We start from the raw sequence: 16,475 nt of genomic DNA, 5'->3' as shown, positions 1-16,475 counted from the left end.
AGAAGCGTAGCGCCGAGGAGGCTGAGATCGAGCCCGCGGAAAGCGTCCGTCTGAAGCGTAAATCAACACCGTTCATTAGCCCATATAATAATAGAATGAAAACTTTGAGAGATGGGGTGTAGAGGAAGATGAGAAAAACTGTGAAGCTCATGCTATTATTTTTAACGGTACTCAGTCTGGCAGTCCTTGCAGCGTGTACGAATAGTGACTCCAGCACGAACGATGAAGGGACTAAGGAAGAAGGCACGAAAGGTGAAGCTACGAAGACAGAAGACGACAAAGTGTCAATCGAGTTTTGGCACGCCATGTCCGGAACCGGGCAAACGTCGTTGGATGAAATCGTTGCGAACTTCAACGAGTCTCAAGATAAATACGAAGTGAAAGCTGAATTCCAGGGGACGTATGAAGAGTCGCTGACCAAACTACGTAGTGTCGGCGGAACGAAAGACGCTCCAGCGATCACACAAGTTTTTGAAATCGGTACAAAGTATATGATCGACAGCGGCTATATTGAGCCAATCCAGAAGTTTATCGATAAAAATGATTTTAACGCTGACGAGCTCGAGCAAAACATCTTGAACTACTACAAAGTGGATGACGAGTTGTACTCTATGCCTTTTAACTCTTCCACGCCAGTTATGATTTATAACAAAGATGCATTCAAAGAAGCTGGACTCGATCCTGAAAAAGCTCCTGAAACATTCGCAGAGGTCATCAATTCCGCTGAAAAGTTAACAAAAGGGGAGATGTACGGGTTCTCCATGCTGACGTATGGCTGGTTCTTCGAGCAATTACTCGCAACACAAGGTGGCGACTATGTGAATGAAAACAATGGGCGCACAGGTGATGCAACAGAAGCTGCGTTTAATAGTGACGAAGGACGCCTCGTGTTCCGCACACTCGATACAATGAACAAAGCGAAAACGTTCGGTAATTTCGGAACAAATTGGGATGATATCCGTGCAGCATTTGCGTCAGAAAAAGTAGCAATGTATTTGGATTCATCCGCAGGTGTTGCTGGAGCAATCGACACTGCGCCATTTGAAGTCGGTGTTGCATATATCCCGCATGCGGACGAAGTGAAGCGCAATGGCGTTGTAATCGGCGGGGCATCACTTTGGATGTCAAAAGGAATTGCTGAAGAGGAGCAAGAAGCTGCTTGGGAATTCATGCAATACTTAACGACACCTGAAGTTCAGGCAAAGTGGCATTTGGATACTGGCTACTTTGCGATTAACCCGAAAGCATATGAAGAAGAAAGTGTGAAAGAGAAATGGGCTGAGTTCCCTCAATATAAAGTGACTGTGGACCAGTTACAAGATACGGTACCAGGCTATGCAACCCAAGGTGCGCTCATTTCCGTGTTCCCGGAGTCACGTCAACAAATTGTGACGGCACTTGAAGATATGTATCAAGGAAAAGATCCGGCTGAAGCATTGGAACAAGCGGCTGAAGGAACGAATCGTGCGATTGAAGTTGCAAATAAAACGAAAAAATAAGAGGGAAGGCGCTCCACTACAGTGGGGCGTTTTTTCATGTGCTGGAAAGGATTAAGGGAGGATATGTAGAAGATACTGGGAATTGAGTGTGGAAGAGGTGGCGGTGTGTGAATGGAAGAAAAGCTAAGCGTAACAAGAAGAAAGAAGAGAGCGGCTGCTTGTCAGATTTGTTTTTTGTCGTGCCTGATATAGTGTTTGCGCCGATTCAATGGCTATTTCGTGGAGTTATCGCGTTTTTTAGGAATGTTTGGTGACGGCTAGTTCACTGTGAGAGGGAATCGGCAACATGGAGGCTGTTATCGACAGTTTGCCGTTAGGAATCGGAACTAAGGTGTCGTGAATCGGCAATAAGGGAAAATTAATCGGCAACGAGACACAATTCAACATCGTTAAGGGATTAATTGGTAGCGCTCCGCGCGTTTTGGGAAAGGCTATCTCGCTGCGAGCCGTGCATTCTGCGTTCTCCGACATTTCTCGGGGATTGCCCGACACTCCGATTGATTTCACGGACACTGGGAGACTTTCTCCATCCCCCCAACTGATTTCTCCGACACTTAGCAGAGTTTCTCGATAACGAGACACAATTCAAGTGCCTTAAAGGATTAATTGGAAGCTCTCCGCGCATTTGGGAAAGGGCTAGTTCGCTGTGAGCCGTGCATTCTGCGCTATCCGACATTTTTCGGGGATTGCCCGACACTCCAATCGATTCCTCTTACACTGGGAGACTTTCCCCATCCCCCCAACTGATTTCTCCGACACTTAGCAGAGTTTCTCGATAACGAGACACAATTCAAGTGCTTGAAGGGATTAATTGGTAGCGCTCCGCACGTTTAGGGAAGGGCTATCTCGCTATAAAATGCAGAAGTTTGCACAAAAAAACCGCTTGCATCATGGATATGGCATGATGCAAACGACGATTCAAATTTTCTATTAGCCTAAAACTCTCAACTCGCGTGGGAAGGTAGAGAGTACTTCCACTTCGCCGTCTTCGTTGATATAGACAGTATCTTCGATGCGGACGCCGCCTTCACCTGGGATGTAGATGCCGGGCTCGATTGTGAACACGAGTCCGGGCTCTGCGATTTCTTCGTTGTTCATATGAATGGAAGGTTCTTCGTGCACTTCAATACCGAGACCATGGCCAACTCGATTGTTGAAATACTCACCGAAACCAGCTTCTTGAATGACGTTGCGTGCAGCGATATCGAACGTTTTCAATGGATTTCCTGCTTGGACGGCATGGATTCCTGCCTGGTTCGATGCAAGTACTGTATCGTAAATGAGTCGTTGGCGATCGGATGCCTCTCCGATAATGAATGTACGTGTCGTATCCGACATATAGCCGTCTTTTGCTACTCCGAAGTCAATCAGCAAATAATCACCGACTTGCAGTTTGCGCTCGCCAGGTTCGCCGTGTGGCAACGCCGCTTTTTCACCGGATAGGACAATTGATGAGAAAGAGGGACCGTCCGCTCCGAATTTGCGCATTAAGTACTCAAGTTCAGCTGTCAGTTCGGATTCAGTCATGCCGACTTTTACGAGCTTGATGCCTTCTTCAAGAACACGCTCGATAATTTCAATCGGTTTCTTCAATGCGGCGATTTCTTCACGTGTTTTACGTTTACGCAGCTTGTTGATGAAAGCCTGAACGTCCACCACTTTGGCTGCAGGGAATGCAGTACTAAATTCGTTATAACGGAAAAAGCTAAACGCTTTCGCTTCAATGCCGACGTTTCCTGAAAGATCACCGACAGTAGAACGAATGACATCGAATGGAAGTTGTTCATCGGAAATTGAGACAATTGTTCCGATATCGGAGCTTTCTGCAGCTGCATCCTTGTCGAGTGCAGGAGTGAAGAGAATCGTTTTCCCTTTAGATGCTTCTATGAAGAGGCCTAAAAATCGCTCGTGTGGGTCTGAGTTGAATCCTGTGAAATAGAATACGTTGGCGGGATCCGTTACGAGCACCGCAGTAAGTGATTGGTCTTGAAGATGAGTGCGTAGCGCTTGACGCCGTTTTTCGTACATGTCAGTCATGATGAATTCCTCCTGGATATGCAGTATATAGCTTTATTATGACGTAGTTAATAGAAGAACAACAGGGATTTGCATAGTGAATCCACAAAAAAAAACCGGCTACCATGAGCCGGTTTCGAATGTTAACTAAAGATATTCATTGTCGTAATAATGATTGGCATCGATACGACGTCAATCAGGAACGCACCAACAATTGGTACGATTAAATACGCTGTTCGAGATGGGCCGTAACGTGCGGTTACAGCGGCCATATTCGCCATCGCATTTGGTGTAGCACCAAGTCCATGTCCTGCAAATCCTGCACACATTACAGCGGCATCGTAGTTTTTGCCAAGGATGCGGAACAGAACAAAAATCGCAAATAATACGAGGAATAGAACTTGTACAAAGACGATTACGAGTAGTGGAAGTGCTAGACCTGCAACTTCCCAAAGCTTAATGCTCATAAGTGCCATGGATAAGAATATACCTAGAGCGACATCCCCGATGAGAGTGATGCTGCGCATGTGCACGATATTGCCGTTAATGCGATCGACAACGTTACGAATTACGACAGCGACAAACATTGCACCGACATAATTAGGTAAGACGATGGCGTTTTCCATAAAGGTACTTGTTACTTTCGTAAACACATCACCTAACAATGAACCACCAGCCATAGAAGCGACGATGAGGAACGCTTGCATCGTGAAGTTGTCGACATTGATGGCCGGGTCATGTGCTTCAGCAACAAATTCGTAAGATTCTTCTACTTCAGTCGACTTTAAGTCGTGTTTTTTGATCAAATATTTAACGAGCGGTCCTCCGACCAATCCACCTGCAACCAATCCGAATGTTGCAGCTGCAATTCCTATAGAAAACGCGGAGTCGATGCCCATCGCTTCCACAGTCGTTCCGTAAGCTGTAGCACCACCATGTCCGCCCTCCATGGAAACAGCTCCTGCCATCATCCCGATTAGAGGATGAATGTCGAACAAGTATGACATGGACACACCAATCACATTTTGCATGATTGCAAGGAATGCGCACGCGGCCCAATAGATGAGGAGTAATTTACCACCAAGTTTAATGAGTGCAAAGCTTGCGCCAAGTCCCACGGTTGCGAAGAAGGTGAGCATGAATAAGTTTTGAAGCGATGTATCGAGAGTGAAGCTCACAAGTCCTGTTGCTTTTAAAATTGTTGCAAGAATGGCGAATAGCAAGCCTCCTACAACGGGTGCAGGAATACAAAATTTCTGCAAAATCTTGGTATTACGGACGAGGGTCGTGCCGAGTAAAAACAGTGCCATTGCGAGGAATAGCGTTGTTACCTGATTCAATTCAATCGTCATTCTGTGTACCTCCAAGCAGTGAGACAATCGCTTCATTCGTTAAGTAAGCACCGAGTTTAACCGTACGGCCGTTCTCATCGAGGGAAGGATTGATTTCTGAGATGTCAAATGAAAGCGTTTTCTGTGCAGACGCAACAATACGAATGAGTTCTCGTACTTGCTTCGGAGAAAGTCCGAATGGCGAAGGCGCACTGACGCCGGGTGCTACAGCAGCGTCCAATACATCCGAACAAAGTGTAAGCATAATGTAATCTTGAGTAGCGATAAATTGATGGAGCTGAGTATAGATGTGTTCAACAGGCGTCTCTTCTAATTGACGTTCTGTTATATAGTGAACGCCAAGACGTTCCGCTTCGTCAAATAATAATTGTGTATTACCGAATTCTTGTATACCTAAGACGAAATATGAGGTGGCATCATCGGTGTCGAGCATTTGTTTAAACATTGTCCCTGAAGAAGTTTGTTTGTCATAACTGCGCAAATCGAAATGGGCATCAATGTTAATAACACCAACTTTTGCATCAGGTCCTACAAATGTTCTTACACCTAAATAATGTCCGAAAGCGGTTTCATGGCCGCCCCCAAGAACGACAGGCTTTCTGTTATCAGTTAAGCACTGGCGGACAGTTTGACCGAGTTCACGTTGCGCGTCTTCTAGTTTACCATCTTTGCAAAAAACGGTTCCTAAGTCAACAATTTGATGTGATTCTGGTTGTCGCCAAGGAAGTTTTGCAAGTTCACGGCGAAGTGAATCAGGGCCAGCAGCAGCTCCGGTACGGCCGTTATTTCGTCGAACTCCTTCGTCAGATGAAAACCCGATCAGTGCACAAGTAGGACTGGTAGCGCTTTCTTTCGGAGAGTTCAGCTGCATCACTTGATGAAGACGAAATGCTGCACGCTTGGTAACATCGTCGATTCGGCCGCTCCAGACTTCTGGATTCGTTGCGTTGATCATAGGGATCACCCTTTCAAAGTTAAGTGCAATACGCTTCATTATACGAGCTGTCATTTATTATTTCAAATATCTATAATTCATTTACTTATGCTTTTAGGTTATAATAGATCGAAAGAAGGAGATGAGGACAATGGACATCAAACAGCTTCGTTACCTTGTAGCTGTCGTTAAAGAAGGTGGTTTTTCAGGAGCTGCCGCTAAGCTACATTTGTCCCAACCATCCCTCAGTAAAGCGATCAGGACGCTTGAAGAACAAATTGGCTTTCAGTTATTGGAACGGACAACGAAGCGGGTGGATTTGACGGAATCGGGTCGAGTGTTTTACGAGCGTGCCCTTCACATCTTATCTGAAATGGATATTTTTGAAAAAGAAGTGAACGAAGTGAAAGTGGCAGGTAGCGGAGAAGTTAGACTAGGCATGATTGAATCTGTAAAGAACTGGATCCCTAATGTGTTGGGGTGGTATAGGGAGGAATATCCTGACATGCATGTCGTTCTCAAAGAAGTCCTAGGACGCAATGATATTGAGAAGGCATTACGTGATTATGCAGTACATATTTGTTTGACGAATGAGTTTATCGATGAACCTGATATTGTAACCGCGCCTTTGTATAATGAAAAATTAGTTCTCGTCTTGAATGCAACGCACCCTCTAACGAATCGAGACAATGTTGACTTGAAACATCTTGCAGATGAGCCGTTTATCATCACGAGTAGAGGATTTCAAACACGCGTGAACATTAATGAAGCGTTTAAAGAAGCGGGCGTAAGCATGGATAGTTGCTACGACGCGGATCGCTTCGAAACCATTTTGACATTAGTGGAGGCAGGGATAGGAGTTTCTATTATTCCTAGGAATTACCTCGGGAAAGTCGTGCCGGAAAATTTGGCCATTCGAGAACTCGATAGCCCGAGTCTTGAAAGGACAGTGTATTTAGCTTATGTGAAAAACCGCTATCGTCCACCTGCAATTGAAGCATTATTGCAAAGAATGCTAGCGAATGTATAATCCAATCTGGAAAAAGAGTAACCTTCCGAGTTGAAAGGTTGCTTTTTTAGTTTTCAACGAAAATGGAATCTGGATATAAATGTTTTGGAACTGGGTAAAAAGTGTCACTAACACTATTATTATGGAAAGAAAAAGCCTTAAAGACGAACGATTGGTGATTATAAATAATTATTGTTCATAAAAATGCTTGTGATTGAATAACAATCTATGTATACTGACGAAGTGATAAAAGTGAATATAATCTCGTATATGCTCAGTAATACGGTCTGAGCGTCTCTACCAGGTTCCCATTGAAAGAACCGGACTACGAGTTGAAGAATAGTGTGCAAGCATTGTGGTTCTTTGTGTTCTTTAGCATGAAGAAATCGTGAAGTCTGCACACACCCTTTGACTTTCGTAGGTCCGGTTTGCAACTACTTGTTGCATGCCGGACTTTTTTATTGCATGCGTATGCAATGACTAGAGATACAAGAGACACAAGAGTTATTACGTTCAGACAACTAAGTCTGAACGATAATTAGGAGGTTTGCAGATGAATGCAAAAGGGATAACAGAGAAACTATTTAAGCTGAAGGAATTCGGCACGACGCCTCAAACAGAAATGGCAGCGGGGTTAACGGTTTTCATGACGATGCTGTATGTTCTGATTGTCGTACCAGGCATGTTGGATAACGCGGGATTGCCGAAAGGCCCTGCAACAGTAGCGGTCATTTTGATGACTGGTATCGTCACAATCATTATGGGACTTTATAGTAACCGTCCGTTTGCGCTCGCACCGGGTCTCGGTTCCGTTGCTTTTCTATCGGTGACACTTGTCCTGTCAGAAGGAATTCCATGGCAAACCGGGATGGGGATGGTGTTCATCTCTGGGATTCTGTTTGTTCTGTTTACTGTTTTGGGACTTAGAAAACTGATTGTACGGCTCATGCCGCCAGCTATCAAACTCTCTATAGGCGCAGGTGTTGGGTTGTTCATCGCCTTGATCGGATTCCGTAGTGCCGGGTTAGTAGTAGCAAGTGAAAAATCGAACTCCCTTCAACTAGGGGATTTGAGTTCCCCAAATGCAATTCTCGCACTCGTCGGATTTTTCATCATGGCAGTGTTGCTTGCTCGTAAAGTACGTGGACACTTACTGATTGGAATCGTTTTGGTCACAATCATCGGAATTCCGATGGGCATTACTAAGCTACCGACATCAGTATTTTCATTACCTGAAAGTATTGCACCAGTTGCATTCAAACTGGATATTATGGATGCTTTGAAGTTGGAGTATTTCCCGTTCTTACTGGCGTTTTTCATTCCTGACTTTTTCTCAAGCCTTGGTACGATGTTAGGTGTCGGTAGTAAAGGGAATATGTTGGACAAAAATGGGGACTTGCCGAATATCGATAAGCCTTTTCTCGTGGATGCAGGCGGGACTGCACTTGGATCGCTATTTTCCGTTCCCGTGATGACGACGTATGTAGAATCTGCGGCAGGTGTGGAAGCTGGTGGTCGAACGGGACTAACCGCGGTCACGACTGGACTCTTATTTTTGCTAACGATTTTCATCACACCCCTGATTATGATTATTCCGACCGAGGCAACTGCGCCTGCATTGATATTAGTAGGATTGACGATGCTATCTGCTGTACGTAACATTAACTTTGAAGACGTGACGGAATCACTTCCAGCGTTCATGACGATTGTCATTACGATTTTCACATTTAACTTTGGTAACGGAATCGCAGCAGGGATCATCATTTACGTCATTGTTAAGGCACTTTCTGGTCGTCATAAAGAGATTCACCCTGGGCTTTATGTGCTCGTTGTACCGCTCGTTTTATATTTCATTACAATTGCAGACTAACTATAGATAGGAGATAGATTTTATGTATACCCGCAAACAAATTACAGCTGCTGCACGTGGAGATGTCCGGATGGATACGGTAATCGAAGGGGTTCAACTCGTCAACGTATTTACGGCTGAAATCTATCAGGCCGATATCGGAATTAAAGAAAATCGATTCAGCGCGATTGCCCGATACGAAAATGGACAACCAGACTTCAAACTTGAAGGGGAGGTAGTCATCGATGGTCGTGGAAAGTACGCGATTCCGGGATTGATTGACTGCCACGTCCATATCGAGAGCACGATGGTGACACCAGATATGTTTGCCCGGGCATTGATACAACGGGGGACGACTGTTGCTGTGATCGACCCGCATGAGATCGGAAATGTACTCGGGGCTGAAGGTGTTCAGTATATGGTGGAAGCGAGTCGAGGACTTCCAGTTCAAATCTTGACGACGATTCCTTCATGTGTTCCTGCTGTACCAGGCGTGGAAACAGCGGGTGCTGAATTTGGACCAGCTGAAGTGGCGGAGTTGCTGAAATTACCCGATGTTGTCGGAATCGCAGAAATCATGGATTACATAGGGGTTATCCAGCAGAATGATCGAATGGCCGGGATTGTACAAACCGGACTCGATGCAGGCGTATTAAATGAAGGCCACTTGCCACGTGCTGGTGGACGTGATCTTGCGGCGTATTTAGCGGCTGGTGTGAATTCCGATCATGAAAGTCGTACAGTCGAGGAAATCGTAGAGAAATTGCGTGCGGGGATGCTCATTTACATTCGTGAATCGAGTGTCAGCCAGTTTGCAGATATCGCTGCACAAGCATGGCAACAGCTGCCATATGCATCAAATATCGCGATGTGTACAGACGATGTGGAACCAAATGATATGTTGCATAATGGTCAGTTAAACCGTGTCGTTCGTCGTTGTATCGAAGAAGGAATTCCAGCGCCACTTGCTATACGTTTTGCCACGTTACATGGGGCGCAACGATTCGGATTACATGATCGTGGAGCCATTGCACCGGGCTACATCGCTGACTTCTCATTAATAGAATCACTCGAATCCATGAAAGTGGAAGACGTTTGGTCAGATGGTAGGATGGTTGTGAAATCGGGCGAGCTTCTTGAAACGATCGAAAGCGCGGTTCCTCCATTGACAAAGAATACCGTTAAGCTCCCAGAACTAAATGCTTCTGATTTTGTTCTCAAAGCACCGATTGAAAACGGGAAAGTCACTGTGACAACAATGGAAATGACGAAGATCGGGACAACAGCGCGCGGAACAGTGGAATTAGATGTTAAAGATGGTGTGATTTCTGAGTTACCTGAAGGATATCTATTCGCGTCAGTTACGGGGCGTCATGGACAGAATCGTAAGCCATTCGTTGGTGTTCTGAAAAATGCAGGTCTTCGTGAAGGCGCATACGCAACGACTGTCGCACACGATAGCCATAATCTTGTATCCGTCGGTACAAACGCAACTGATATGTACGCTGCATCACAAGCACTTGAAGCAACAGGTGGCGGATTGTGTTTGATCAAAGATGGAATCGTGCAAGCACAAGTGGATCTACCAATCGCAGGACTGATGGCAGCTGAACCTATCGAACAGCTCGGTCCGAAAGTTGAAAAGTTCAACGAAGTTGCACGCTCAATGGGCGTTCAAGTCGGCAGAAGATCGCCGTCCATGGCCCTCTCATCACTGACACTTACAGTTATCCCAGAAATCCGTATCACAGATATCGGATTGGTCGATGTTCACACACAACAGATGATTCCTTTGTTTGCAGAATAATTATGAGGTTGTCCTATTAGTAACATAGAAGCTAATTATCTAGAAGCTCCGTTGATTGAAGTGGAAGACTACGACTCCAGCGGAACAATCGAAGAACGAAAACCGCCAATACACCAATAGGAAAATTAAAAGAAACCGTGCATGAACGCCATGCACGGTTTTTCCATATAACTAAATAGAAGCTTCATGCATTACTTGTAATCTTAAGAAAGTCTTCATGAATTCCCTAGTTATTTCAAAAGAAAGATTTGTCATACTAAGGATGTTCATCTTCCAAAAGAATGGGTAAAACATAGTATACAAGAGAAGCGAGAGGAGGGGGATCGATGAGGAAGGGGATACTGACCTTCTTTGCAGTTCCAATACTGATTTATAGTTTGTACACATATGCAGCAACGCTACTTATACGTATAACGAGTATTGGAATACAGAAAAAGGTGCGTAACGGTACAGGAATCGCACTTACATTCGACGATGGTCCAAATCCGCTTTATACACCGAAATTGCTCGATTTGTTAGCACACTATAATATCAAAGCTGTATTTTTCGTTGTAGGGAAGCATGCCGAAAATTATCCAGAAATCATAAAAAGAATGTGTGCAGAAGGACACTCTATCGGCATCCACCATTACGAACACGTTTCAACTTGGCGACTCACTCCTAAACAAACCCATCAGCAAATAAAGCGTACAGCCAAAGTGATTAAAGAGATCACGGGGAGCGAACCTACTTTTTATCGTCCTCCTTGGGGACGTTTCAATCTAGCGACCTTGCCTGTCTCACGCCAATTCTTCACGATCATGTGGACTCACATTGTAGGAGATTGGAAGATTCGAACATGCGATGAAGAACTGTCTGATAGATTGCGTGCCATCCCAGCGGATGGATCGATTGTGGTGCTGCATGATGATGGAAGCAACCCAGGAGCGGATGACGAAGCCCCTGCACACATGCTTCACGTGTTGGAATCTTATATTCAGGAAGCCAATGAAAAAGGAACCCGATTCATCTCACCGGAGGAGCTGATGAAGAATGGACAGGAGCATATTCATGTCCATTGATGCGCTGACAGACTATCTACTTCAGTATGGGAGCATCGTCATTTTCATTCTCTTGTTCTTTGGGATTGTGGGAATTCCTTCACCTGAAGAATCGTTGATCTTTTTGATCGGTGTTTTAATTGCACAACATCAACTCCAACTGTTTCCTTCTTTAATCGCTGCGATATTAGGCGCATTGACTGGCATGTTGACCGCTTACGCAGGAGGTCGATTCATTGGATATCCACTGTTGCACAAAGTCGGGAAATTTATCGGCCTAACGAAAGAACGCTGGGAGAAAGCGGAGCAATCGTTTAAACGGAGACGTAAACGCACAGTTTTGTTTGGGTTTTACATGCCGGGCATTCGGCAGATCAGTCCATACTTTGCAGGATTGACAGCAATGCCTTTCTATCAGTTCATCGGGCTGGCTGTCTTTGGAACAATTCTTTGGGTGATGCCTTTTCTGATTGCAGGATATGTACTCGGCCGTTCGTTCCATGTCAATCCAAGTTACGCTTCCCTCGTAGGTGTGTTTTTCTTAGTGGTGATGATCGGCTGGTTTCTCTTTAAAAATGTCAAGTCGAAGAAAATAGTGAAAAACTGAAAAACGTGTACATTGGAGGTGCAAAAGATGAAGAAAATCTTGTTTTTCCCCCATTTACAAATGCAATCAGGACATCATCAGGCAGCGGAAGCACTGATGGATTTAGTTCAGCAACGCTATCCTGACGCTGAAGTGAAGAAAATCGACTTATTGTCAGAAACAAATAAATTGCTAGAAAGAGTCATTACAACAGGCTATCTGCAATGGATTAAACGTGCACCTCGTCTGTATAGCAAGACATATAAAAAACTCTATTTCAGCCAAGAGCCGCTGGACGAACAGTATATTTGGCATCAACCGCTGTTTTTGCATAAATTGAAAAAAATGTTGAAAGAGGAGCAGCCAGACCTCATTTTCTGTACACACAGTCTGCCCTCTTGCATGCTCAGTAAATTGAAAATATCCGGCCAATGCGACGTACCGGTCGTGAATGTCTATACAGACTTTTTCGTCCATGACTACTGGGGGCATCGTGGAATCGATGCACATTTCCTGCCTACTTTGGAATCGAAGGAGCAGTTATCGAAGGATCCCAACGTACCTGGACAGCTGATTGTCACGGGAATTCCAGTTCACCGGGAAATCAGGCGCCCTGACAGCAAAACGTCCTTGCAAATACCTCACCTCAAACCTGTGATTCTTCTAGCAGGTGGAAACAGTGGATTGGGATGTCCATCCCAAATGCTTGAAGAACTGGAGCAAGTGGATGATTTTCAATTTGTTGTGCTATGCGGCCATAATGAGAGATTATATCGGAAAATCGAATCTTGGAACCTCTCGCATATCCAACCGTTATCGTACGTAACTTCCAGAGAAGAGATGAATGATCTCTACGAAGCTGCAGACGCCCTTGTCACAAAACCGGGTGGGGTCACAGTCAGCGAAGCGCTCCGCAAAAAAATCCCGATGTTTATCCACTCCGCATTACCTGGTCAGGAAGAAATGAACTTAGAAACGCTGATTCCAAAAGGATTGGTCACACAGCTCAAGCCTGGTACTCCGCTAGTTGATCAGCTGCGTGAAACGTTGTCAGACAAAAAACGAATGGAATGTTGGAAATTTGCGATGGATGCATATTCAGACGAATTGGCTATTCAAACTGACGAACAGTTCGTCAGTATCATCGAAGAGTTGCTTGCTCCGATAGGTGAAAAAGTCCAAGGTAAAGCGCCATCCTTAAAGCGTCGATCGGTATCGGTGACGTGAAAACAAGTGCTCCAACAAGTTACGGATTCGAACTCATAATACATCGATTTTTAGCCTGCACAAAGCATTGCAGGCTTTTTTGTTGTTCTTGGTAGTTGATTTGAAGCATAGAGGTGGATGAGAATTCCCTTTTTTGAGTACCAGAACTAAAGGGAAGAGACAATTAGCAAGCTGAAATATCGGAAAAATGAAAAGATATGTATTTTAACTTTAAAAAAATGTCGTTTGGCAAATATGATGAAGACAACGAAGTAAGCGGTTACAAAAATAATAAATACACAGAAAAGTCGAAAGGTGTCGAAAAAACTATTTACATATAAAAATATCGGTGATATATTGAATATCTCGCATCTTAAGAATTGCGAAATACTAGATAAATCACAAAAGGGGATGAGCCGAATGCTTTCGAATCCACTCATAGCTACTGTACTAGTACTCTCATTAATTGCGCTCGGCGAATGGCTCTCGATTATTTCAAGAGCACGGATTCCGATGCTTCTGACAGCGATGGTCGGTTTCTTAGTTCTTTCTTGGACTGGAATATTCCCGAAAGATATTTTAGAAGTCTCCCAATTCGCTGCACTCGGTGCTATTTTAATCGGACCGGCGATTGTACATATGGGAACGATGATTCCATTTTCACTTGTGAAGTCGCAGTACAAGGCGGTCATTATTGCCCTTGGCGGTGTACTTGTCTCAGGAATCTTAATTTTACTCATCGTTCCATTAATTTTTGATTATCCTACAGCGGTTGCAGGGGTGGGGCCAGTCAGTGGTGGTATCATTGCCCTTCTTGTAACTTCAGAGAAATTGAAAGAACTCGGATTGACGTCAATTGTCATCATTCCTGCGTTAGTCGTTGCGTTTCAAGGTGTTGTCGGAATGCCGCTTGCAATGCATTTCATGAAGAAATATGCAGGAGTCATACAAGGTCAAATTGACGACGGTTCATTTGTTTCAATGACGGGTGATTCTTTGGAGGAAGAAGAGGCAGAAGTTGTCCAGAAGAAGAAAAGCCCTCTACGCACGAGTGCTGTTCTTAAATTATTCTTCGTTTTTGCTGGCGCAGGAATCGGAGTAGCGCTTGGTACGGTGACACCTATCCACTACACACTTTGGTGCTTATTGATTGGTATTATTGGCTTGAGATTAGGTGTATTTGAATCGAGCGAATTGGAACGTGCGAATTCATTCACGATTACAATGATTGGAATCATCTTTGTCGTCATCGGTTCTATGGCAGGCGTTACACCAGGTCAGGTGATTGAGAACTTACCAGCTATTATTACTATCCTTGCAATAGGAAGTATCGGGATTTCAATTGGTGGATATCTCACCGCAAAACTTGTCAAATGGCATCCTTACAAAGGAATGCCTGTCGCTCTTACAGCGTTGTTCGGGTTCCCTGGAGACTACATCCTCTGTGAAGAAGTGAGTCGGAGTTGTGCACGTGACGAGAAAGAAGAAAAAGTGATTTTCAATGAATTGCTAGCTCCAATGGTTATCGGTGGGTTTACGACGGTAACTGTTGCATCCGTAGTCATTGCGGGAATTTTGATCAAAACATTATAAAATGGAGGGTTTTTCATGACACAAACAATTATTAATAATGGACTACTTATTGATGGAACAGGTGCAGAACCAACAAAAGGTAAAATTGTTGTCGTTTCCGGAAATCGAATTGACTACGTTGGGGACGAAGCAGGATATACACCAACTGGGAATGAGACCAAAATTGATGCGCAAGGTGGTGCAATCGTTCCAGGATTCATCGACACGCATGTGCATATGATGATGGAGTACTCACCAGTCGCAGAGCGTCTCGCTACACCATTTTCGTTCATGTATTACCAAGCGGCAGAGTACTTGAAAACTACATTGCATGCGGGCGTTACATCCGTTCGCGATGCACTTGGTACGGATCTTGGAGTGAAAAAGGCAGTGGAAGATGGTTTGATTTCAGGGCCGCGAATGCAATTGAGTATTAACGCATTGACGACAACAGGTGGTCACGGAGATGGGTATACGGTTTCTGGGAATACAGTGGACTTGCTCGCTTCAGAATATCCGGGCATGCCGAACGGGATGTGTGATGGTGTTGAAGAGGTACGTAAGAAAACGCGTGAAATGCTTCGTGCAGGAGCTGAAGTCATTAAAGTCCATGCGACAGGCGGAGTGTTGAGTGCGACGGATCATCCTGAATTCACTCAATTTTCATTGGAAGAGCTGAAAGTTATTGTGGAAGAAGGGAAGTTTCGCAAAAACATCCGCGTCATGGCCCATGCACAAGGGGCAGAAGGAATCAAGAACGCAGTACGTGCAGGGATTCACTCGATTGAGCATGGGATTTTCATTGACGATGAAGCCATTGACCTTATGATCGAAAATGGAACGTATCTGGTGCCAACATTGCTAGCTCCTGTTGCAGTACTTGAAACGGCGGATGCAACCGGAATGCCTGCAAGTGCGGTGCAAAAGTCGAAAGAAGTTATTGATCATCACGTCGAGAGCTTCACGAAAGCGTACAAAGCCGGAGTGAAAATCGCGATGGGGACTGACGCTGGTGTATTCAAACACGGTACGAACTTGCGTGAACTTGAACTCATGTGTAACGCAGGGATGACGCCGATGGATGCAATTGTAGCATCTACGAAAACTGCAGCGGAATGTCTTGGTTGGGAAGAGAACGTCGGCACGATTGAAACTGGCAAGCTCGCAGATATTGTCATTGTTAAAGGCAATCCATTAGAAGATATTAAGTCGTTGGCGAATCATGATACGATTCAAGTTGTTATTAAAGACGGTAAGATAGAAAAAGATATTCGTTAATTTCTATATGTGAAAAGGCTATCCCAGGAGGTCAATGACTCTTCAGGATAGCCTTTTTAGCATTTCATGAATCAGAAATGAAAGGGTATTGATTTACGTTTCAGGTGGACGCGCGCCTACAGGACGTAGGTCATGCAACCGTTGTGGCAGGAAGCCGCAAACTTAGGTTGTTTCCAATAGTATTCCCTCCGGAGACGCCACCTTTTGCTTCAATCAACGTGACTTCTTAATCTATAGTTTTGAAATTCCCTTCAACACAATTCATCTAGATGAATTGTGTTGTCAAAAGAATAGGTTGTCACATGGATCAGTTTCTACTGACAATCT

Annotated in this window: 13 protein-coding genes and 1 riboswitch; of the genes, 10 read left to right on the top strand and 3 right to left on the bottom strand. The window is 44.5% G+C overall.

Going from position 1 to position 16,475, the window contains the following annotated elements:
* The first annotated feature begins 128 nt into the window (after positions 1-128).
* Both RL70_RS05515 and RL70_RS17770 read left to right on the top strand, forming a co-directional pair.
* Positions 129-1,499, top strand: coding sequence for an ABC transporter substrate-binding protein (locus tag RL70_RS05515; protein WP_039042425.1), 1,371 nt, complete (start codon positions 129-131; stop codon positions 1,497-1,499).
* A 107-nt stretch (positions 1,500-1,606) separates the two neighbouring features.
* The gene (locus tag RL70_RS17770) at positions 1,607-1,753 is read left to right on the top strand and encodes a hypothetical protein (RefSeq protein ID WP_156137909.1); all 147 of its coding nucleotides are present in this window, start codon (positions 1,607-1,609) and stop codon (positions 1,751-1,753) included.
* A gap of 676 nt (positions 1,754-2,429) precedes the next feature.
* Here the strand turns inward: RL70_RS17770 and RL70_RS05510 are convergent.
* From RL70_RS05510 to hutG, 3 genes are all read right to left on the bottom strand, one after another.
* A complete protein-coding gene (locus RL70_RS05510; RefSeq protein WP_039042424.1) occupies positions 2,430-3,536 on the bottom strand; it encodes a Xaa-Pro peptidase family protein in 1,107 nt (368 codons plus the stop codon).
* A 122-nt stretch (positions 3,537-3,658) separates the two neighbouring features.
* Positions 3,659-4,867, bottom strand: coding sequence for a sodium/glutamate symporter (gene gltS / locus RL70_RS05505; RefSeq protein ID WP_039042423.1), 1,209 nt, complete (start codon positions 4,865-4,867; stop codon positions 3,659-3,661).
* The gene (hutG, locus tag RL70_RS05500) at positions 4,857-5,822 is read right to left on the bottom strand and encodes a formimidoylglutamase (protein WP_039042422.1); all 966 of its coding nucleotides are present in this window, start codon (positions 5,820-5,822) and stop codon (positions 4,857-4,859) included. Before hutG ends, gltS begins: the two co-directional genes overlap by 11 nt.
* A 130-nt stretch (positions 5,823-5,952) precedes the next feature.
* Here hutG and RL70_RS05495 point away from each other — a divergent pair, with 130 nt between their 5' ends.
* From RL70_RS05495 to RL70_RS05460, 8 genes are all read left to right on the top strand, one after another.
* Entirely contained in the window at positions 5,953-6,831 is an 879-nt protein-coding gene (locus RL70_RS05495) for a LysR family transcriptional regulator (protein WP_039042421.1), read from the top strand.
* A gap of 223 nt (positions 6,832-7,054) precedes the next feature.
* Positions 7,055-7,158, top strand: a riboswitch (purine riboswitch).
* Between the two features lie 205 nt (positions 7,159-7,363).
* Positions 7,364-8,680, top strand: coding sequence for an NCS2 family permease (locus RL70_RS05490; RefSeq protein ID WP_039042420.1), 1,317 nt, complete (start codon positions 7,364-7,366; stop codon positions 8,678-8,680).
* A 22-nt stretch (positions 8,681-8,702) separates the two neighbouring features.
* Positions 8,703-10,466, top strand: coding sequence for an adenine deaminase (locus tag RL70_RS05485; protein WP_039042419.1), 1,764 nt, complete (start codon positions 8,703-8,705; stop codon positions 10,464-10,466).
* A gap of 326 nt (positions 10,467-10,792) precedes the next feature.
* On the top strand, positions 10,793-11,527 hold the full coding sequence (locus RL70_RS05480; RefSeq protein ID WP_082003325.1) for a polysaccharide deacetylase family protein: 735 nt from the start codon (positions 10,793-10,795) through the stop codon (positions 11,525-11,527).
* Positions 11,517-12,113, top strand: a complete 597-nt coding sequence (locus RL70_RS05475) for a DedA family protein (protein ID WP_039042418.1) — start codon at positions 11,517-11,519, stop codon at positions 12,111-12,113. The genes RL70_RS05480 and RL70_RS05475 overlap by 11 nt, the downstream gene beginning before the upstream one ends.
* 27 nt (positions 12,114-12,140) lie before the next feature.
* The gene (locus tag RL70_RS05470) at positions 12,141-13,319 is read left to right on the top strand and encodes a hypothetical protein (RefSeq protein WP_039042417.1); all 1,179 of its coding nucleotides are present in this window, start codon (positions 12,141-12,143) and stop codon (positions 13,317-13,319) included.
* Positions 13,320-13,718: 399 nt separating this feature from the next.
* Entirely contained in the window at positions 13,719-14,891 is a 1,173-nt protein-coding gene (locus RL70_RS05465) for a hypothetical protein (protein WP_039042416.1), read from the top strand.
* 15 nt (positions 14,892-14,906) lie between these two features.
* Positions 14,907-16,148: an amidohydrolase family protein gene (locus RL70_RS05460; RefSeq protein ID WP_039042415.1), complete on the top strand. Its 1,242-nt coding sequence runs from the start codon at positions 14,907-14,909 to the stop codon at positions 16,146-16,148.
* The last annotated feature ends 327 nt before the right edge of the window (positions 16,149-16,475 follow it).

It is taken from the genome of Sporosarcina sp. ZBG7A (assembly GCF_000813425.1).
Classification (GTDB): Bacteria; Bacillota; Bacilli; order Bacillales_A; family Planococcaceae; genus Sporosarcina.
This window is presented reverse-complemented; position numbering and strand designations above follow the sequence as displayed.